Raw genomic sequence first — 17,410 nt, forward strand, 5'->3', positions numbered from 1 at the left:
GGATCGCCATGTTTTCCAAGCAAAATACCCTCGCCAAGGTCGACCCCGAACTCTGGCAGGCCATTGAGGCCGAAAACCGCCGTCAGGAAGATCACATCGAACTGATCGCCTCCGAGAACTACGTCAGTGCAGCTGTCATGGAAGCCCAGGGCTCCCAGCTCACCAACAAGTACGCGGAAGGTTATCCGGGCAAGCGTTACTACGGTGGCTGTGAGCACGTGGACGTGGCCGAGCAGTTGGCCATCGACCGCCTGAAGGCCCTGTTCGGCGCCGAAGCCGCCAACGTCCAGCCGAACTCCGGCTCCCAGGCCAACCAGGCCGTCCTGATGGCCTTCGCCAAGCCTGGCGACACCATCATGGGCATGAGCCTCGCCGAAGGTGGCCACCTGACCCACGGCATGCCGCTGAACATGTCCGGCAAGTGGTTCAACGTCGTGGCCTACGGTCTCAACGAGAAGGAAGAGATCGACTACGACAAGATGGAAGCGCTGGCCCGCGAGCACAAGCCGAAGATCATCATCGCCGGCGCCTCCGCCTACGCGCTGCGTATCGATTTCGAGCGCTTCGCCAAGGTCGCCAAGGAAATCGGCGCCATCTTCTGGGTGGACATGGCCCACTACGCCGGCCTGATCGCCGCCGGCTACTACCCGAACCCGGTTCCCCACGCCGACGTGGTGACCTCCACCACCCACAAGACCCTCCGCGGCCCCCGCGGCGGCATCATCCTGATGAAGGCCGAGCACGAGAAGGCGATCAACTCCGCCATCTTCCCGGGCCTGCAGGGTGGCCCGCTGATGCACGTCATCGCCGCCAAGGCCGTCGCCTTCAAGGAAGCTGCCGGCCCCGAGTTCAAGCAGTACCAGGAACAGGTCATCGCCAATGCCCGTGTGATGGCCCGCGTCCTCGGTGAAGAACGCGGCCTGCGCATCATCTCCGGCCGTACCGAAAGCCACGTGTTCCTGGTGGACCTCCAGTCCAAGAACATCACCGGCAAGGAAGCCGAAGCCGTCCTTGGCAGCGCCCACATCACCGTCAACAAGAACTCGATCCCCAACGATCCGCAGAAGCCCTTCGTCACCTCCGGCATCCGCATCGGCTCGCCGGCGATGACCACCCGTGGCTTCACCGAGATCGAAGCCGAGCGCATCGCCCACCTGATTGCCGACGTGCTCGACAATCCGAAGGACGAAGCCACCATCGAGAACGTGCGCGCCAAGGTTTCCGAACTGTGCCGCAAGTTCCCGGTGTACGGCGCCTAAGCTGCACCAGCGACAGGGACGCGCATTAGCCCATGCATTGCCCCTTCTGCGGCGCCGACAATACGCAGGTCACCGACACCCGTGAAAACGAGGACGGTGACACCGTACGGCGCCGCCGTCGCTGCCTGTCCTGCGACAAACGCTTCACCACCTACGAGCGCATCGACCTCAAGATGCCGCAGGTGGTCAAGAAGAACGGCAGCCGTGCCGACTTCAACCGCGACAAGCTCCTCGGCAGCCTGAAACTGGCGCTGCGCAAGCGGCCCGTCACCGCCGAAAACGTCGAAGCCGCCGTCGATCGTATCGAGGCCAAGCTGCTGTCTTCCGGAGAGCGGGAAATCGCCTCCGAACGCATTGGCGAACTGGTGATGCGCGAGCTCAAGAAGCTCGACAAGGTCGCCTACATCCGCTTCGCATCGGTCTACCGCGCCTTTGCCGACGTGGACGAATTCTCGGAAGTCATCCGCGAAGTCACCTCCCGGCCCCGCGGCCGCCCCCCCAAGGTTTCCTGAAGGTTCCACCGCCATGAGCGCCACCGCCGACGACTACCGGTGGATGGCCCGCGCCCTCGAACTGGCCGAGCGCGGACTGTTCACGACCACCCCGAATCCCCGCGTCGGCTGCGTCATCGTGCGTGACGGCGCGATCGTCGGCGAAGGCTGGCACGTGCGCGCCGGCGAGCCCCATGCGGAAGTGCACGCCCTCGCGATGGCCGGCGAGCAGGCTCGCGGCGCCACCGCCTACGTCACGCTGGAGCCCTGCTCCCACCACGGCCGCACGCCCCCCTGCGCCGATGCGCTGATCAAGGCCGGCGTGGCCCGCGTCGTGGCGGCAATGGAAGATCCGAACCCGCTGGTCGCCGGGCGCGGCCTGGCCCGCCTGCGCGACGCCGGCATCCCCACCGTCTCCGGCGTGCAGGAAAACGAAGCCCGCGAACTCAACATCGGCTTCATCTCGCGCATGACCCGCGGCCGCCCGTGGCTGCGCCTGAAAGCGGCTGCCACGCTGGACGGTAAAACCGCACTGAACAACGGCGTCTCCCAATGGATCACCGGCGACGACGCCCGCCGCGACGCGCACCGCTGGCGCGCCCGCTCCTGCGCGGTGCTCACCGGCATCGGCACCGTGCGCGACGACGATCCGCAACTCAACGTCCGCGCCATCCCCACCGAGCGCCAGCCCCTGCGCATCGTCGTGGACGCGCGCCTGGAAACACCGCTCAACGCCAAGATCCTCGATGGCGGCCGGGTGCTGGTGGCCGGTGCTGTCGACGACGCCGAGCGCATCGCCGCACTGCAACACCGCGGTGCCGACGTGCTGATCCTGCCGAACAACGGCGGGAAGGTGGATCTGCCGGCGCTGATGAGCGAACTCGGCCGCCGCGGCATCAACGAGGTGCTGGCGGAAAGCGGCTTCAAGCTCAACGGCTCATTGCTGCGGGAAGACTGCGTGGACGAGTTGATCCTCTACCTCGCGCCCGCCCTTGCCGGCGACGACGCCCGCGGCCTGTTCAACCTTCCGGCGCTGAGCAGCCTGGCCGACAAGCGGGAACTGGCTTTCCGTGACATTCGCCAGATCGGCCGGGATCTGAGGATCGTCGCCCGCCCTGTCTGAACGGGCGCCTCTCAGACACAAAATTCATCACACCGACACTCGTCGGAGCGGTCAACGCGCGAGCATTCGAGCCGTTAACTCCACATATCTGCAACACGACCGCTCCATGAAGCCCGCACACCTGATCGGCTCCGTCATTCTCGCCTGCCTCGCGGTTTCCTCCTGGGCAGAGACTGCCCTCGTGCTGAACTCGGGGGACGAGAACATCAGCCTCATCGACACGGCCAGCTACAAGGAAACCGGCCGTATCCCAGCCTGCAAGGAACCCCACCACCTGATGGCGACACCGGACGACAGTTCGGTGATCGTCGCCTGTGCGATCTCCAACGAACTGGTCTTCTTCGACCCGCGCACGGGCCAGGAACAGAAGCGCGTCAAGAACATCTCCGACCCCTACCAGCTCGGCTTCTCGCCGGACAAGAAGTGGTTCGTCGCCAACTCCCTGCGCCTGGACCGGGTCGATCTCTACAAGGCCGCCGACTTTTCCCTGGTCGCCCGCGTCCCAGCCGCCAAGACACCGTCGCACATGGCCTTCGACAAGGCCAGCCAGTACGTCTTCGTCACACTGCAGGAATCCGATGAGATCCTCGCCATCGACCTCAAGACGCAGCAACCGATCTGGAAGATGAGCGTCGGCCCGACCCCCGCCGGCATCTACATGACACCCGACGACAAGTACCTGCTGGTGGCGATCATGGGCGCCGATTATGTGGAGGTCATCGACTGGCGGGCGCGCAAGTCCGTCAAGAAGATCACCACGGACAAGGCCGCCCACAACTTCCTGGCCCGCGGCGACGGGCGCCATGTCTTCGTGTCCAACCGCAGCATGAAGGGGAGCATTTCCCTGGTGGACACGCAGACCCTCAGCGAGGTCGAACAATACGATGTTCCGGGCGGCCCCGACGACATGGAGATCCGCGCCGACGGCAAGGAGCTATGGGCCACGGCGCGCTTCGCCCGCAAAGTACAGATCCTGGACCTGCAGCAGAAGGCGGTATCGCGCTCCATCCCTGTCGGGCGCTCGCCCCACGGCGTGTACTTCCTCAAGCACGCGGCGAGGCGGTGATGCATATCCAGCGCCGACTGCTGGCCCTGGCACTCGCCACTGCGCCCCTGGCGACTCAAGCGGCCGCCGCCGGAGAGACATCCTGCAAGGGCACGGTCTACCTCACGCTCGACACCGGCAACATGCGCTACGCGGAACCGATTGCCGAAATCCTGCAGAAGCACCACATCAAGGCAACCTTCTTCGTCGCCCAGGAAAAGACCAGCCGCGGCGACATGGCCCTTGACCCGTCCTGGGCACCGTACTGGAAAGCCCGCGTGGCGGAAGGGCACGCCTTTGGCAGCCACACCTGGCGTCACGGCACGTTCCGCAAGGATCTCGACGACGGCCGGGTGGCTTACCAGTTGATGGACGGGCAGCGCGAGAAGCTCGATGCCGCGCAGATCTGCGCGGAAGTGAAGCAGCCGGACAAACGCTTCGCCGAACTCACCGGCCGCCACTTCGACCCGATCTGGCGCGCCCCCGGCGGCCATACGACGCCCCTCACGCTGAAGGCGGCCAGGCAATGCGGCTACCGGCATGTGGGCTGGTCGGCAGCCGGCTTCCTCGGTGACGAACTGCCGTCCGGCGCCTATCCCAACGAAACCCTGCTCAAACGGGCGCTTGCCAACATCAGGGACGGGGATGTCCTGCTTGCCCACCTGGGTATCTGGTCGCGCAAGGATCCCTTTGCGCCGATGCTGGATCCGCTGATCGCCGGACTCAAGGCCCGCGGCTTCTGCTTCGCCACCGTGAGCGCGCCGTGATGGACTGGCTGGTGGACTTTTTCGTCAGCGCCCAGGGGTGGCTTTTCGACACCCTGGTACAACCACTGCTGTTCGCAGTCGGCCTGGCGAGCTACACGGAAATGGGCTTTGACGGCGTCGAATTCGTCCTTCTCGGCGCCATCGAGCTCGGCGCCGCCTTCGTGCTGCTGCGTCCGCTGGAGGCCCTGTGGCCGGCCGAGAAGTGGGCCGAACGCGGCGCCGTTCGTGTGGACGTGCTCTACTCCATCCTCAACCGCCTGGGCGTCGTTCCGCTCGCGGTGTTCATCCTGCTGGCTCCGGGTTTCGGCGAACTGGAAGGCTGGCTGCGCTTCCATGACGTCATTCCGCATCAGCTGGAAGACTGGCTACCTGCCCTCGACTACCACCCGCTGGCCAGTTTCCTGATCTACCTGGTGATCCTCGACTTTGCCGAATACTGGCGCCACCGCCTGTCGCACACCTGCCGCTGGTGGTGGGCACTGCACGGCATCCACCACTCCCAGCGGCAGATGTCCTTCTGGACGGACTCGCGCAACCACCTGCTCGACGACCTGATCGCTGGCGTCTGGTTCGCCTGCCTGTCTCTGCTGATCGGCGTGCCGCCGGGCCACTTCCTGGGCCTGCTGATCGCCCTGCGGCTGGTGGAAAACCTCTCCCACACCAACACCCGCCTCCGCTTCGGACACGTGGGCGAAAGACTGATCGTCGGGCCGCTCTACCACCGCTGGCACCACGCGCTGGACCTGCCTGCCGACCCGCGTTTCCGCTACGGCTGCAACTTCGCAATCCTGCTGCCGGTGTGGGACATGCTGTTCGGCACCCTCTACCTGCAGGACGACATCCCGCCGACCGGCATCCACGAAAAGACGCCGACCGAGATTGCCGCCCGCAACAATTTCTGGCAACAGCAGAAACTGGGCCTGAAGCAGTTCGCCAAAGCCCTGCTCAAGCGGAACGACACCCGGCGTTCAGCGTGACGCGCAAACCGCGCAGCCCGGATCGCGGCCCAGCCGGATCGTCCGCCAATCCATCGCCAGAGCGTCGAGCAGCAACAGGCGGCCCGTCAGGGTCTCGCCGCAGCCCACCAGCAACTTGAGCGCCTCCGCCGCCTGCACCGCACCGACGATGCCGGTGATCGGCGCAAACACCCCCATCACCGCGCAGCGCACCTCCTCCACATCCTCCCCTTCTGGAAACAGGCAGTGGTAGCAGGGACTGTCGTCGGCGCGCAGATCAAACACTGACACCTGCCCATCGAAGCGCACCGCAGCACCGGACACCAGCGGCTTGCGGAGAGCCACACAGGCCCGGTTGATGGCATGGCGGGTAGCGAAGTTGTCGGAGCAGTCGAGCACCAGGTCGGCCGCAGCAATCTCGACTTCCAGCTCCGCCCCTTCGAGCCGCCGGCCAATGGGCACGACACGGACTTCCGGATTGAGGCGCGCCAGCGTATCGCGGCCGGACTCCACCTTGAGCCGTCCGACACCTTCCTGGCTGTGCAGGATCTGGCGCTGCAGGTTGGTCAGATCAACGGTGTCGCCATCCGCCAGCACCAAGGTTCCGACACCGGCTGCCGCCAGGTACATGGCGGCCGGAGAACCCAGCCCCCCGGCGCCGACAACCAGCACGCGGGCGGCAACGATGGCATCCTGCCCTTCGATGCCGATCTGGGGGAGCAGGATATGGCGCGAATAGCGCAGCAGCTGTTCGTCGTTCATGACTGAATGGGATTGGAAGAGATCGTCCGGGCGAACGGCCCGGAATTATTTGAAATCGCGCAGATCCGGCGGCGTGTCGTCGTGGTCGCCATGCGGATGAGCCGCGTAGGCGTGGATGTAAACCTCGTGGGACTGCTTGATCAGCCGTTCCGGAGAGCGCAGGTTATGCACCTGGGTCTCCTCCACGTAGTAGATCAGCGCCCGGTGCAGACGGACCAGCAAGGGGCGGTCGAGATGGAAGCCAGCGTCAGACAGTGCATTTTCGAGACGCTCGAGGGTGTAATCGAGCACGTTGTAATGCACGATCAGCGACAGCACGTCACGCCCCGCCTCGACCCTCACTCCCGCCAGGACTTCGAGCGATCGTTGCGCCTGCGCTACCTGACCGGGCGGGAGATCCTTGAAGCGGATCTCCCGGCATTTCGCCAGGCCCGTGGCAGCATAAGGCGCCGGACTGCCATGCTTCCGTCCGGCCAGCTTGTAAGCAGTCTCACGTCGCATGATCGAACCTCCAGCACGCTGGTCACTTGCCGCTATTCTGGAGGATCTGCAGTCCCTTGAGCAAATTCACCGCCTGGGTCAGCTGATAGTCGTCCTTGCCGGCAATCTCGAACGGCGGCTTCAGCTCGTCGTCGTCCTTAGACTTGTCCTTGTCACGCCCCTTGGCCGGCACATCCTTCTTAGGCGCTGCCGGCGCATCCATCTTGACGACCTCCGGCTCCTTGCCATTGGAAAGGTGGCGCTCCAGGTCGGCCTCCCGCAGATGATCACGGGACGAACCGTTCGGCGTTTCTTCCACGACGATGTCCGGCGAAATACCCTTGGCCTGGATCGAACGACCGCTCGGCGTGAAATAGCGCGCAGTGGTCAGCTTGATGGCCGCATTGTTGTTGAGCGGCAGGATGGTCTGCACCGAACCCTTGCCGAAGCTCTGGGTGCCCATCACCACGGCCCGCTTGTGGTCCTGCAGCGCACCGGCGACGATTTCCGATGCCGAAGCGGAGCCGCCATTGACCAGCACCACCATCGGCACCGTCTTGATGGAAGCCGGCACGTTCTTGATGTAGTCGTCGCGGGAGCCACGCAGGTAATCATCCGGCGCCGCCAGATACTTGCGCTTGGCGTCGTCGGTACGGCCATCGGTGGAGACCACCACGGCCTGCGGCGGCAGGAAGGCTGCCGACACACCGATGGCGCTGTTGAGCAGCCCACCCGGGTCGTTGCGCAGATCGAGAACAAGCCCCTTCAGGCTGCTCTGCTTCACCAGCCGATCGAGATGCTGGACCAGGGATGCCGCCGTCTGCTCCTGGAACTGGACGACGCGCACGTAGCCGTAGCCCGGCTCCACCAGCTTGGACTTGACGCTCTGGACCTTGATGACTTCCCGCGTCAGCGTGACGACAATGGGCTTGGGCTCGCCCTTGCGGGCGATGGTCAGGACGATATTGGTTTTCGGCTTGCCGCGCATGCGCTTGACCGCGTCGTTGAGCGACATGCCCTTCACCGACGTCTCGTCGAGCTTGATGATCAGGTCTCCGGCCTTGATTCCCGCCCTGAACGCAGGCGTATCCTCGATCGGCGAGATCACCTTGACGAAGCCGTCTTCCGAGCCGACCTCGATGCCGAGACCGCCGAATTCGCCCTGCGTGCCGACCTGCAGATCCTTGAAAGCTTCTGCGTCCAGATAGGCCGAATGCGGATCGAGATTGGACAACATGCCGCTGATCGCATAGGTGATCAGCTTCTTGTCCTCAACCGGCTCGACGTAACCCTGCTTGATGGCGTTGAAGACATCCGCCAGATTGCGCAACTCCTCGACCGGCAGCGGCGAAAGGGCCGTCTTGTCCGCATTTGCCGAGAAATTGAGGCTGATGAGAATCCCGGCACACAGCCCCGTGAATACCAGGCCGGCTTGCTGCAGTTTGCTGCGCATAAAGTCTCCGTCAGGCGCGGGGCTATCCCCGTTCAAACGCCATCCATTCCCGCAAACGGGTTGTTCTGCGTATCGAGATGAGTATAAACCGGAAAGGTTCCCCGACAGCGCACACCGCCCTGCAGGGTCTCGATTCCCCCGCACCCGCACCAGGGTGCGAAAAAATGCTATTTTATAATATTAGGTATGTAAAAACCTTCGACTTCGTGAACGCCAGAACCATCGACCTCATCGCCAAGCAGGAGCACATCGAAACGGCCGCCCGGGCCCTAAAGGCGATCTCCCATCCTTTACGCCTCAAGATTCTTTGCGTGATCGGTGGTGAAGAAGTCTGCGTGCAGGACATCGTCGAAGCCGTCGGCACCTCCCAGAGCAATATCTCCCAGCATCTCGCCATCCTCAGGGACAAGGACGTACTGCTGACCCGCAAGGACGCCAACCGCGTCTACTACCGGGTCGGCGATCCCCGCACCCTGCAGCTGATCGCGATGATGCGCGAAGTATTCTGCGGCGAAGACGCCGAATAAACTGCCCCCTTCATCCCAACCGGAGCTTTTCAGTGGAATTCCTCCAGCACAACTGGTACTGGGCTGCGCTCGCTGCCGTCAGTGGCAGCCTTCTTCTCGCCACATCCCTGCGCGGCGGCCGCGGCGGCATTTCGCCCGCCCAGGCCACCCAGCTGATCAACCGGGAAGACGCCATCGTGATCGACGTCCGCGAAGCGGCCGAATATGCCGGTGGCCATCTGCTCAATGCACGCCACATTCCCCTTGGTGATCTGCCCAACCGCCTGGCCGACCTCGAAAAATTCAAGAACAAGCCTGTTATCCTCAACTGCCAGACCGGCGGCCGCTCCTCGTCGGCCTGCGATGTGCTGCGCAAGGCAGGCTTCACCCAGGTGCATAATCTCGAAGGCGGCATCGCCGCGTGGACCGAAGCCGGCATGCCGGTCAGCAAAAAGAAGAAGTGACGCCATGCAACCGAAAATCCTGATGTATGCCACCGCGGTGTGCCCCTACTGCGTCCGCGCCGAAGGCCTGCTGCGCCGCAAGGGCGTGACCGAAATCGAGAAGGTCCGCATCGACCTCGACCCCGTCCGCCGCGACGAGATGATGGAGCGCACCGGCCAGCGGACCGTGCCGCAGATCTACATCGGCGACTACCACGTGGGCGGCTGTGACGACCTGTTTGCCCTCGACCACCAGGGCAAGCTCGACCCCCTCCTGCGCGGCGAGCCCAGCTGAACCACGCAACCATCATCCGTTCAACCCATTTCACAACCGGAAAAATCAACATGGCTGACACCACGCAAGACCCCGTCTTCTCCATTGAAAAGCTTTACGTCAAGGATCTGTCGCTTGAAGTGCCGAACGCACCGCAGATTTTCCTCGAGCGCGAAACCCCCCAGATCAACGTCCAGCTGCGCACCGAAAGCAATGCGGTGGACGAAGGCATCTTCGAAGTCGCCCTGACCGTCACCGTCACCGCCCAGCTGCCCGGCGACAAGACCGTGTTCCTGGTTGAAGTGGCCCAGGCCGGCATCTTCCAGATCCGCAACGTGCCGGCGGAAGATCTCGAGCCCATCATGATGATCGGCTGCGCCAACATCCTCTTCCCGTACGCCCGCGAAGCGGTGTCCGACGCCGTGTCCCGCGCCGGCTTCCAGCCCGTGATCCTGGCTCCGGTGAACTTCGAGGCCATGTTCCAGCAGAACCGCGAAGCGGGCCAGCAATCCGGCACCGACGTTCCCATCCAGTAATGATGCTGCGGCGCCCCATCACCGCGGCGCTGCTCGGCCTGCCCCTCGCCCTCGCGGCGGCGCAGGCCGGCGCCTCGGACTTCCGCTCCCTCGCCGAACCGGCCATCCTTTACGATGCGCCGTCGAAGCAGGGCAAGCCCATGTTCGTCATCCAGCGCTACACCCCGGTCGAAGCCGTCGTAAACATCGATCGCTGGGTCAAGGTGCGCGAACCGGCCGGCAGTATGCTGTGGCTGGAACGCCGCCAGCTGTCCGAAAAGCGCACCGTCATCGTCACCGCCGCCCGTGCCGACATCCGGCAAAAGCCCGATGGCGCCGCGCCGCTGGCTTTCGAAGCCGTCAAGGACGTGGTCCTCGAGCTGGCCGACAAGCCTGCCGACGGCTGGGTCAAGGTCAAGCACCGGGACGGTACCGTCGGTTTCATCCGCGCCAATCAAGTCTGGGGACTCTGAGCGCCATGCGCATTGCCGTCTTCGGGGCCGGCGCCTGGGGCACCGCCCTGGCCCTCGCCTTCTCCCGCAATCACGACGTCGTCCTGTGGAGCCGCGAATCCGCCGAGATCGCCGCCATGCGCAGCGACGGCGAAAACCGCCGCTACCTGCCCGGCATCCCGCTATCGTCCAGCCTGCAGCTGTCCGACGACCTGCAGGAGGCCGCGCAAGCCGACCTGCACCTGGTGGTCACACCACTCGCCGGCCTGCGTACCACGGCCCGCGCACTGCAGACCGCAGCCCCCGGCACACCGCTGCTGTGGGCCTGCAAGGGCCTCGAAGCGGGCACCGCCAAGCTGCCGCACCAGATCGTCGTCGAAGAGTTGGGCGCGAGTGCGGCCTGCGGTGTCCTCACCGGCCCAAGCTTCGCCGCCGAAGTGGCCCAGGGCCTGCCCGCCGCCGTCACCATCGCGGCCAGCGACATAGAATTCGCCCGCCACTGGGTGCACGTTCTGCACGACAACCGCCTGCGCCTGTACGCCAACGACGACGTCGTCGGTGCCGAAGTGGGTGGTGCGGTCAAGAACGTGATGGCCATCGCCGCCGGCGTGGCCGACGGCATGGGCTTCGGCCTCAATGCGCGGGCCGCCCTGATCACCCGTGGCCTGGCCGAGATCACCCGCCTGGGCATCGCCCTCGGCGGCCGCCGCGATACCTTCATGGGCCTCGCCGGGCTCGGCGACCTGGTGCTCACCTGTACTGGCGACCTGTCGCGCAACCGGCGTGTCGGCCTGCTGCTGGCAGAAGGCAAGAGCCTGCCGGACATCCTGGCGGCGCTAGGGCATGTGGCCGAAGGCGTCAGCACGACCCGTGAAGTTGCCGCGCTGTCCGAACGCCTTGGTGTGGACATGCCGATCACCAGCGCGGTCGATCAGGTCCTGCGCGGCACGCTGTCGGCACGGGACGCGGTGGAGCAGCTACTCGCCCGCGACCCCAAGCAGGAATAAGCTGCAGCGCTGCCGGCGCGCTCAGGCGCCGCCGGCAAACCCCGTCTGACGCCACGCCTCATAGACCACCACGGCCGCCGCATTGGAGAGATTCAGGCTGCGGTTGCCGGGACGCATCGGAATGCGCAGGCGGCGGTCGTCGGCAAACTCCGCATGCAGTTCCGGCGGCAGGCCGCGGGACTCCGAACCAAAGACGAACACGTCCTCCGCCTCGAAGGGCACGTCGGCGTAGTTGCGGCCGCCATGGGAAGTCAGCGCGAAGAAGCGCCGCCCCGCCAGCGCGGCCTTGCAGGCCGGCCAGTCCTCATGCACGGTCACCACGGCCATGTCCCGATAATCGAGGCCGGCGCGGATCAACTGCTTTTCTTCGAGCGTGAAGCCAAGCGGTTTGACGAGGTGCAGACGGGCGCCGGAATTGGCGCACATGCGCATGATGTTGCCGGTATTCGGAGGAATCTCCGGCTGATGGAGGACGACGTGGAACATGGGCGCGGATTGTGCCCGCCCCGCGCAGAGCGATCAACCCGGCGGCGGCGTACGCGCCAGCACCCGGTTCTCCACGCTGAGCGCACCGACGCCTTTCAAGGTCCGCGCCAGCTCGGCCAGCGTCGCGCCAGTGGTCATTACATCATCCACGACCACCACGCGCAGCCCTTCGACCCGGGTCGTCACGCGGAACGCGCCGCGCACGTTGGCCGCCCTGTCCCTCCACGGCAAACCGGCCTGGGGCGCGGTGTTCACATCGCGCTCGATGCCATCGCAGACGAAGGGAATGTCCCAGTGCCGCGCCAGCGAACGGCCGAGTTCGGCCGCCTGGTTGAAGCCCCGGCTACGCAGGCGGGACGCATGCAACGGCAGCGGCACGACAAGGTCCGCTTCCGGAACCGCGGCGGCGGCCATCCGGTCCACGAACAGTCGTGTGACCGCCAGGCGGTGGCCATACTTCAGCGCGTGCACCAGGCGATCAACCGGAAAACCGTAATCGAGAGCCGCCACGGTCCGCTCGAAGGGTGGCGGCTTGCGCAGGCAACTGCCGCAGGTCAGCCCGTCCGAAACCGGCAAGGCGCAGCACGGGCAACGGGCAAGGTCCGCACCGGGCAACCCAGCCGCGCAAACTGGGCACAGCACCCCGCTTCCGCTCGGCGCGCCACAGGCGAAGCACTGCTGCGGGAAAAGGATGTTCGCCCCGGCCTCCAGCCAGGCCCGCCATCCAAGCACTTGATTTGACAAGTCCTGACCCCTTCGGGGAAACTAAAAGGCTTCGTAATTTTGAATTACAGCCAAAAAAAGGGTGCATGACAATGACCGCCACCGTCGCCCACGCAGAGAGCGCTCCTTCCACCACCACGCCCGCGCGCAAGCGCTGGAGCGTCGCCGAGGTCGAGGCCCTGTTCGCCCTGCCCTTCAATGACCTGGTCTTCCGCGCCCAACAGGTGCACCGGGAGAACTTCGAGCCCAACGCCGTCCAGCGCTCCACGCTGCTGTCGATCAAGACCGGCGGCTGCTCCGAGGACTGCGGCTACTGCTCCCAGTCGTCCCGCTACGATACCGGCCTCGAGAAGGAATCCCTGCTGCCGCTCACCGAAGTGCTCGAGAACGCCCGCGCCGCCAAGGCCAAGGGTGCATCCCGCTTCTGCATGGGCGCCGCCTGGCGCGGCCCGAAGGAAAAGGACCTCGCCCCGGTGCTGGACATGGTTCGTGAAGTCAAGAAGCTGGGTCTGGAAACCTGCGTCACTCTCGGCATGCTGAAGGACGGCCAGGCCGAGCAGCTGAAGAATGCCGGCCTCGACTACTACAACCACAACATCGACACCTCGCCGGAATTCTACGGCCAGATCATCACTACGCACACGCTGCAGGATCGCCTCGACACCCTCGACAAGGTGCGCGACGCCGGCATCAACGTGTGCTGCGGCGGCATCGTCGGCCTCGGCGAAACCAAGAAGAGCCGCGCCGCGCTGATCGCCGAACTGGCCAACATGAACCCGCCGCCGGATTCCGTGCCCATCAACAACCTGGTGCAGGTGGAAGGCACGCCGCTCGGCAACAACGAAGCCATCGACCCCTTCGACTTCGTGCGCATGATCGCCGCCGCGCGCATCACCATGCCGAAGAGCTACGTGCGCCTGTCCGCCGGCCGCCAGGAACTCGGCGACGCGGTGCAGGCCCTGTGCTTCATGGCCGGCGCCAACTCGATCTTCTACGGCGAGCGCCTGCTGACCACCGAAAACCCGGACGCCGACGCCGACGACAAGCTGTTCGCCCGTCTCGGCCTCACGTCCTTCTGAGCGACCGCCCATCCATGACCATGCCGGACTTCGAGCTCGACCCGCGCCTCGTGCGGCGCCGGGCCGAGCGGGCGGCAGCCGGCTACGCCAGCGTCGACACCCTGGCCCGGGAAATCTCCCGGCGCATGGCCGAGCGCCTCGACTACATCCGCATCGAGCCGAAGCGCGTCCTCGACCTGGGCTGCGGCCCGGGTGCCGATCTGCCGAGCTTTGCCACGCGCTACCCCGACATCCCGCGCGTCGCGGTGGATGTTTCACCGGCGATGCTCGCCCAGGCCCGCGGCGAACGCGGCCTGCTCAAGCGCATCATGCGTTTCGGCAAACCGTCCGATCCCGACTTCGTCTGCGCGGATGCCACGGCGCTGCCGCTGGCCCGCGGCAGCGTATCGCTGGCGTGGTCCAACCTGATGCTGCAGTGGCTGCACGATCCCCTGCCGGCCCTGAAGGAAATCCACCGGGTGCTGGAAGTCGGCGGCATGCTGATGTTCGCCACCCTCGGCCCGGACACCCTGAAGGAATTGCGCGCCGCCCTGCCGGCGTCGGACGCCGAGCACCTGCACCGCTTCATCGACATGCACGATCTGGGCGACGCCCTCGTCGGCGCGGGCTTCTCTGACCCGGTGATGGACATGGAGATGCTGACCGTCACCTACACCAACCTGGACGACCTGTTCCGCGACCTGCGCGTCAGTGGCTCCAACAATGCCGCGCTCACCCGCCCGCACGGGCTGGTCGGCAAGCGCCACTGGGAAAGCCTGCGCGCCAATTACGAAAAGCTGCGCCGGGACGGCCGCCTGCCGGCCTCCGTCGAAGTCGTCTACGGCCACGCCTGGAAAGCCGCCCCAAAGGTTGCCGACGACGGCCGCGCCATCATCCGATTCGAGCGCAAACCCGTGTGAGCATGCATCCCGTCTGGCTGTTCGACCTCGACAACACGCTGCACAACGCCAGTCCGCACATCTTCCCGCAGATCAACCGGAGCATGACGGCCTACCTCATGCGCCAGCTCGATCTGGACGAGGCGGCCGCCAACCGGCTGCGCGTGGATTACTGGCGCCGCTACGGCGCCACGCTCACCGGCCTGATGCGCCATCACGGCACCGACCCGCGGCATTTCCTGCACGATACCCACCAGTTCCCCGAACTGCACCGCATGGTGGTGTTCGACAACGCGCTGCGCCACCTGCTGCGTCGCCTGCCAGGCAAGAAGATCGTCTTCTCCAACGGCCCGCAGCACTACGCCGAAGCCGTGCTCGACATCATGGGCATCCGCCACCTGCTGGCCGACGTCTACGCCGTCGAGCAGATGCGCTACCACCCCAAGCCCAAGCAACGTGGCTTCCTGCACCTGCTCAAGGATCACCGGCTCAATCCGGCACGCTGCATCCTGGTCGAGGACAGCGCCGAAAACCTGCGCACCGCCAAGCGCCTCGGCATGCGCACGGTATGGATCAGCCGCAGCCTGCGCCAACCTGATTACGTGGATGTCCAGCTGCCCAGCGTACTCGGACTGATGCGCCATACCATGAGATCCGGTGCTTCGGGGTAAAATGCCGGATTCCGCTACTCACACAGCGAGTCCGCCATGCCCTTCGCCCAGACCGAAAACCTAAACATCGCGGCCTTCGACCGCATGCCCTCCCCCGAGGAAATCACCGCCAGCGTGCCGCTCACCGACAAGGCTGCGCAGGTCGTCCTCGAAGGCCGCCAGACCCTGCAGGCCATTCTCGACCGCAAGGATCCGCGGGTTTTCGTCGTCGTCGGCCCTTGCTCCATCCATGATCCGGTTGCCGGCCTCGACTACGCCCGCCGCCTCAAGAAGCTCGCCGACGAAGTCTCCGACACCCTGGTGCTGGTGATGCGGGTCTATTTCGAGAAGCCGCGCACCTCCACCGGCTGGAAGGGCTACATCAACGATCCGTACATGGACGACTCCTTCCGCATCGACGAAGGCATGGAGAAGGCCCGCCGCTTCCTGCTCGACGTAAACGAAACCGGATTGCCCGCCGGCACTGAAGCGCTGGACCCCATCGCGCCCCAGTACTACGGCGACCTGATCTCCTGGACCGCCATCGGCGCCCGCACCTCCGAATCCCAGACCCACCGGGAAATGGCCTCCGGCCTGTCCACCCCGGTTGGTTTCAAGAACGGCACCGACGGCTCCCTGGACGCCGCCGTCAACGGCATCTTGTCGGCCTCCAGCCCGCACAGCTTCCTCGGCATCAACGGCCAGGGCCAGTCCTCGATCATCCGCACCCGAGGCAACCCCCACGGCCACGTAGTGCTGCGTGGTGGCGGCGGCCGTCCGAACTACGACACCGTATCGGTCTCCCTCGCCGAGAAAGCGCTGGTCAAGGCCAAACTGCCGGCCAACATCGTCATCGACTGCTCCCACGCCAACTCGTGGAAGAACCCCGACTACCAGCCGCTGGTCATGCGTGACGTCGCGCACCAAATCCGCGAAGGCAACCGCTCCATCGTCGGCCTGATGATCGAGAGCAACATCGAGGCCGGCAATCAGCCGATCCCCGCCAACCTCAGCGAGCTGCGCTACGGCTGCTCGGTGACCGACGCCTGCGTGGACTGGAGCGCCACCGAGGAGATGATCCGCAATACCCGTGACATCCTGCGCGAAGCCCTGCAGCAACGGAGCGCCGCCTGATGAATCTCGTCGTACAGGGACCGCAGGTCGAAACCCGCGCCCTGAAGGATCTGGCCGCCCTGACGGCCTCTGAAGGCATCGGCCGCATCAGCAATACCGCCTTCCGGTTGATCGGCGCCAGCAACAGCCCCGAAGTGGCCGACTACTGCGAGCGGCACGCGCTGGATTACGCCTTCGTGCCCGAAGACCGGCGCCTGGTCGATTACAGCCTGTTCGTCACCGACATGGACTCGACGCTGATCACCATCGAATGCATCGACGAAATCGCCGACATGCAGGGCCTCAAAGCGGAAGTGGCTGAGATCACCGAAGCGGCGATGCGCGGCGAACTGGATTTTTGCGAATCCCTGACCCGCCGCGTCGCGCTGCTCGCCGGTCTGCCGGTGGAGGCCCTAGAACGTGTCTTCAGCGAGCGGCTCAAGCTCAATCCTGGCGCGGAAGCGCTGATCGCCGGCCTCAAGCAGGCAGGCATCGTCACCGTGTTGGTATCCGGCGGCTTCACCTATTTCACCGAACGCCTGCAGCAGCAACTGGGCTTCGACTACGCGGTGGCCAACGAACTGGAAATCGAGGACGGAAAGCTGACCGGCCGGGTCAAGGGCGAGGTGGTGGACGGGGAAGTCAAACGCCGGACGCTGCTGCAGGTCTGCCAGCAGCGCGGCTTCACCGCCGACCGCGTCATTGCCGCGGGCGACGGTGCCAACGATCTGCCGATGCTCAAGGAAGCGGGCGTCGGCATTGCCTATCACGCCAAACCGGTCGTCAGGGCAAAAGCCACCTACGCGCTGAACCACAGCGGCCTCGACGGCATCCTGAACCTGTTTGCCTGACAACGAAATTAGTGCGACTGGCACGAGCGCGTAGCTGCAGAAAGCCGAAGGGCCCTTCGATGGAGACATGCCGACCGGTACGGCCTGCCTCCCGCGC

At 65.2% G+C, this 17,410-nt stretch carries 22 protein-coding genes; 17 read left to right on the forward strand and 5 right to left on the reverse strand.

Annotated features, from left to right (window positions below):
• Positions 1 to 8 precede the first annotated feature (8 nt).
• The 6 genes from glyA (at position 9) to AC3QL2_RS01090 (ending at position 5,662) form a co-directional block, all read left to right on the forward strand.
• On the forward strand, positions 9 to 1,259 hold the full coding sequence (gene glyA, locus AC3QL2_RS01065) for a serine hydroxymethyltransferase (protein ID WP_493234220.1): 1,251 nt from the start codon (positions 9 to 11) through the stop codon (positions 1,257 to 1,259).
• A 32-nt stretch (positions 1,260 to 1,291) separates the two neighbouring features.
• Positions 1,292 to 1,771 (forward strand): transcriptional regulator NrdR, encoded by a 480-nt coding sequence (nrdR, locus tag AC3QL2_RS01070; RefSeq protein ID WP_079435855.1) that lies wholly within the window; start codon positions 1,292 to 1,294, stop codon positions 1,769 to 1,771.
• A 13-nt stretch (positions 1,772 to 1,784) separates the two neighbouring features.
• Positions 1,785 to 2,873 (forward strand): bifunctional diaminohydroxyphosphoribosylaminopyrimidine deaminase/5-amino-6-(5-phosphoribosylamino)uracil reductase RibD, encoded by a 1,089-nt coding sequence (gene ribD / locus AC3QL2_RS01075; RefSeq protein ID WP_493234221.1) that lies wholly within the window; start codon positions 1,785 to 1,787, stop codon positions 2,871 to 2,873.
• A 106-nt stretch (positions 2,874 to 2,979) separates the two neighbouring features.
• The gene (locus AC3QL2_RS01080; protein ID WP_493234222.1) at positions 2,980 to 3,939 is read left to right on the forward strand and encodes a YVTN family beta-propeller repeat protein; all 960 of its coding nucleotides are present in this window, start codon (positions 2,980 to 2,982) and stop codon (positions 3,937 to 3,939) included.
• Positions 3,939 to 4,685 (forward strand): polysaccharide deacetylase family protein, encoded by a 747-nt coding sequence (locus tag AC3QL2_RS01085; RefSeq protein WP_493234223.1) that lies wholly within the window; start codon positions 3,939 to 3,941, stop codon positions 4,683 to 4,685. Before AC3QL2_RS01080 ends, AC3QL2_RS01085 begins: the two co-directional genes overlap by 1 nt.
• Positions 4,685 to 5,662 (forward strand): sterol desaturase family protein, encoded by a 978-nt coding sequence (locus AC3QL2_RS01090; protein ID WP_493234320.1) that lies wholly within the window; start codon positions 4,685 to 4,687, stop codon positions 5,660 to 5,662. The genes AC3QL2_RS01085 and AC3QL2_RS01090 overlap by 1 nt, the downstream gene beginning before the upstream one ends.
• On the opposite strand, the gene AC3QL2_RS01095 is transcribed toward AC3QL2_RS01090, so the two are convergent.
• From AC3QL2_RS01095 to AC3QL2_RS01105, 3 genes are read right to left on the reverse strand one after another with little or no spacing between them, the layout of a single operon-like run.
• Positions 5,654 to 6,403, reverse strand: a complete 750-nt coding sequence (locus tag AC3QL2_RS01095; protein ID WP_493234224.1) for a HesA/MoeB/ThiF family protein — start codon at positions 6,401 to 6,403, stop codon at positions 5,654 to 5,656. The two genes, AC3QL2_RS01090 and AC3QL2_RS01095, sit on opposite strands and share 9 nt — an antisense overlap.
• Before the next feature lie 45 nt (positions 6,404 to 6,448).
• Entirely contained in the window at positions 6,449 to 6,904 is a 456-nt protein-coding gene (locus tag AC3QL2_RS01100) for a hypothetical protein (RefSeq protein WP_493234225.1), read from the reverse strand.
• 22 nt (positions 6,905 to 6,926) lie between these two features.
• The gene (locus AC3QL2_RS01105) at positions 6,927 to 8,336 is read right to left on the reverse strand and encodes a S41 family peptidase (RefSeq protein ID WP_493234226.1); all 1,410 of its coding nucleotides are present in this window, start codon (positions 8,334 to 8,336) and stop codon (positions 6,927 to 6,929) included.
• A 206-nt stretch (positions 8,337 to 8,542) separates the two neighbouring features.
• Between AC3QL2_RS01105 and AC3QL2_RS01110 the strand changes: the two genes are divergently transcribed.
• From AC3QL2_RS01110 to AC3QL2_RS01135, 6 genes are read left to right on the forward strand one after another with little or no spacing between them, the layout of a single operon-like run.
• A complete protein-coding gene (locus AC3QL2_RS01110; RefSeq protein ID WP_481113631.1) occupies positions 8,543 to 8,863 on the forward strand; it encodes an ArsR/SmtB family transcription factor in 321 nt (106 codons plus the stop codon).
• 32 nt (positions 8,864 to 8,895) lie between these two features.
• A complete protein-coding gene (locus AC3QL2_RS01115; protein ID WP_493234227.1) occupies positions 8,896 to 9,306 on the forward strand; it encodes a rhodanese-like domain-containing protein in 411 nt (136 codons plus the stop codon).
• Between the two features lie 4 nt (positions 9,307 to 9,310).
• On the forward strand, positions 9,311 to 9,580 hold the full coding sequence (gene grxC / locus AC3QL2_RS01120) for a glutaredoxin 3 (protein WP_493234228.1): 270 nt from the start codon (positions 9,311 to 9,313) through the stop codon (positions 9,578 to 9,580).
• 50 nt (positions 9,581 to 9,630) lie between these two features.
• A complete protein-coding gene (gene secB, locus AC3QL2_RS01125) occupies positions 9,631 to 10,095 on the forward strand; it encodes a protein-export chaperone SecB (RefSeq protein ID WP_493234229.1) in 465 nt (154 codons plus the stop codon).
• On the forward strand, positions 10,095 to 10,547 hold the full coding sequence (locus AC3QL2_RS01130) for an SH3 domain-containing protein (protein WP_481118621.1): 453 nt from the start codon (positions 10,095 to 10,097) through the stop codon (positions 10,545 to 10,547). The genes secB and AC3QL2_RS01130 overlap by 1 nt, the downstream gene beginning before the upstream one ends.
• A 5-nt stretch (positions 10,548 to 10,552) precedes the next feature.
• The gene (locus AC3QL2_RS01135; RefSeq protein WP_493234231.1) at positions 10,553 to 11,533 is read left to right on the forward strand and encodes an NAD(P)H-dependent glycerol-3-phosphate dehydrogenase; all 981 of its coding nucleotides are present in this window, start codon (positions 10,553 to 10,555) and stop codon (positions 11,531 to 11,533) included.
• A gap of 21 nt (positions 11,534 to 11,554) precedes the next feature.
• Here the strand turns inward: AC3QL2_RS01135 and AC3QL2_RS01140 are convergent, their stop codons facing one another.
• Entirely contained in the window at positions 11,555 to 12,019 is a 465-nt protein-coding gene (locus tag AC3QL2_RS01140) for a tRNA (cytidine(34)-2'-O)-methyltransferase (protein ID WP_481118622.1), read from the reverse strand.
• A 33-nt stretch (positions 12,020 to 12,052) separates the two neighbouring features.
• Entirely contained in the window at positions 12,053 to 12,751 is a 699-nt protein-coding gene (locus AC3QL2_RS01145; RefSeq protein WP_493234321.1) for a ComF family protein, read from the reverse strand.
• Between the two features lie 77 nt (positions 12,752 to 12,828).
• Here AC3QL2_RS01145 and bioB point away from each other — a divergent pair, with 77 nt between their 5' ends.
• Genes bioB through serB form a run of 5 tightly spaced genes read left to right on the forward strand, consistent with a single transcriptional unit; the run spans position 12,829 to position 17,313 of the window.
• Positions 12,829 to 13,821 carry a biotin synthase BioB gene (bioB, locus tag AC3QL2_RS01150; protein ID WP_493234232.1) on the forward strand — a complete coding sequence of 331 codons (993 nt, stop codon included), beginning with the start codon at positions 12,829 to 12,831 and terminating at the stop codon, positions 13,819 to 13,821.
• Positions 13,822 to 13,835: 14 nt separating this feature from the next.
• Complete coding sequence (locus AC3QL2_RS01155; protein ID WP_493234233.1) at positions 13,836 to 14,720, forward strand: methyltransferase domain-containing protein; 885 nt, start codon at positions 13,836 to 13,838, stop codon at positions 14,718 to 14,720.
• Complete coding sequence (locus tag AC3QL2_RS01160) at positions 14,717 to 15,370, forward strand: pyrimidine 5'-nucleotidase (protein WP_493234234.1); 654 nt, start codon at positions 14,717 to 14,719, stop codon at positions 15,368 to 15,370. The genes AC3QL2_RS01155 and AC3QL2_RS01160 overlap by 4 nt, the downstream gene beginning before the upstream one ends.
• Before the next feature lie 36 nt (positions 15,371 to 15,406).
• Entirely contained in the window at positions 15,407 to 16,483 is a 1,077-nt protein-coding gene (locus tag AC3QL2_RS01165; protein ID WP_493234235.1) for a 3-deoxy-7-phosphoheptulonate synthase, read from the forward strand.
• Entirely contained in the window at positions 16,483 to 17,313 is an 831-nt protein-coding gene (gene serB / locus AC3QL2_RS01170; RefSeq protein WP_493234236.1) for a phosphoserine phosphatase SerB, read from the forward strand. Before AC3QL2_RS01165 ends, serB begins: the two co-directional genes overlap by 1 nt.
• The last annotated feature ends 97 nt before the right edge of the window (positions 17,314 to 17,410 follow it).

Source organism: Zoogloea sp. GW822-FHT05C07, from assembly GCF_058800215.1.

Coding starts and splice junctions, on each gene's coding strand:
- bioB (WP_493234232.1), top strand. CDS start 12,829: ATGACAATGACCGCCACCGTCGCCCACGCAGAGAGCGCTCCTTCCACC.
- AC3QL2_RS01100 (WP_493234225.1), bottom strand. CDS start 6,904: ATGCGACGTGAGACTGCTTACAAGCTGGCCGGACGGAAGCATGGCAGT.
- AC3QL2_RS01095 (WP_493234224.1), bottom strand. CDS start 6,403: ATGAACGACGAACAGCTGCTGCGCTATTCGCGCCATATCCTGCTCCCC.
- grxC (WP_493234228.1), top strand. CDS start 9,311: ATGCAACCGAAAATCCTGATGTATGCCACCGCGGTGTGCCCCTACTGC.
- AC3QL2_RS01130 (WP_481118621.1), top strand. CDS start 10,095: ATGATGCTGCGGCGCCCCATCACCGCGGCGCTGCTCGGCCTGCCCCTC.
- AC3QL2_RS01085 (WP_493234223.1), top strand. CDS start 3,939: ATGCATATCCAGCGCCGACTGCTGGCCCTGGCACTCGCCACTGCGCCC.
- secB (WP_493234229.1), top strand. CDS start 9,631: ATGGCTGACACCACGCAAGACCCCGTCTTCTCCATTGAAAAGCTTTAC.
- AC3QL2_RS01155 (WP_493234233.1), top strand. CDS start 13,836: ATGACCATGCCGGACTTCGAGCTCGACCCGCGCCTCGTGCGGCGCCGG.
- AC3QL2_RS01165 (WP_493234235.1), top strand. CDS start 15,407: ATGCCCTTCGCCCAGACCGAAAACCTAAACATCGCGGCCTTCGACCGC.
- nrdR (WP_079435855.1), top strand. CDS start 1,292: ATGCATTGCCCCTTCTGCGGCGCCGACAATACGCAGGTCACCGACACC.
- AC3QL2_RS01140 (WP_481118622.1), bottom strand. CDS start 12,019: ATGTTCCACGTCGTCCTCCATCAGCCGGAGATTCCTCCGAATACCGGC.
- AC3QL2_RS01105 (WP_493234226.1), bottom strand. CDS start 8,336: ATGCGCAGCAAACTGCAGCAAGCCGGCCTGGTATTCACGGGGCTGTGT.
- AC3QL2_RS01135 (WP_493234231.1), top strand. CDS start 10,553: ATGCGCATTGCCGTCTTCGGGGCCGGCGCCTGGGGCACCGCCCTGGCC.
- serB (WP_493234236.1), top strand. CDS start 16,483: ATGAATCTCGTCGTACAGGGACCGCAGGTCGAAACCCGCGCCCTGAAG.
- ribD (WP_493234221.1), top strand. CDS start 1,785: ATGAGCGCCACCGCCGACGACTACCGGTGGATGGCCCGCGCCCTCGAA.
- AC3QL2_RS01080 (WP_493234222.1), top strand. CDS start 2,980: ATGAAGCCCGCACACCTGATCGGCTCCGTCATTCTCGCCTGCCTCGCG.
- AC3QL2_RS01090 (WP_493234320.1), top strand. CDS start 4,685: ATGGACTGGCTGGTGGACTTTTTCGTCAGCGCCCAGGGGTGGCTTTTC.
- glyA (WP_493234220.1), top strand. CDS start 9: ATGTTTTCCAAGCAAAATACCCTCGCCAAGGTCGACCCCGAACTCTGG.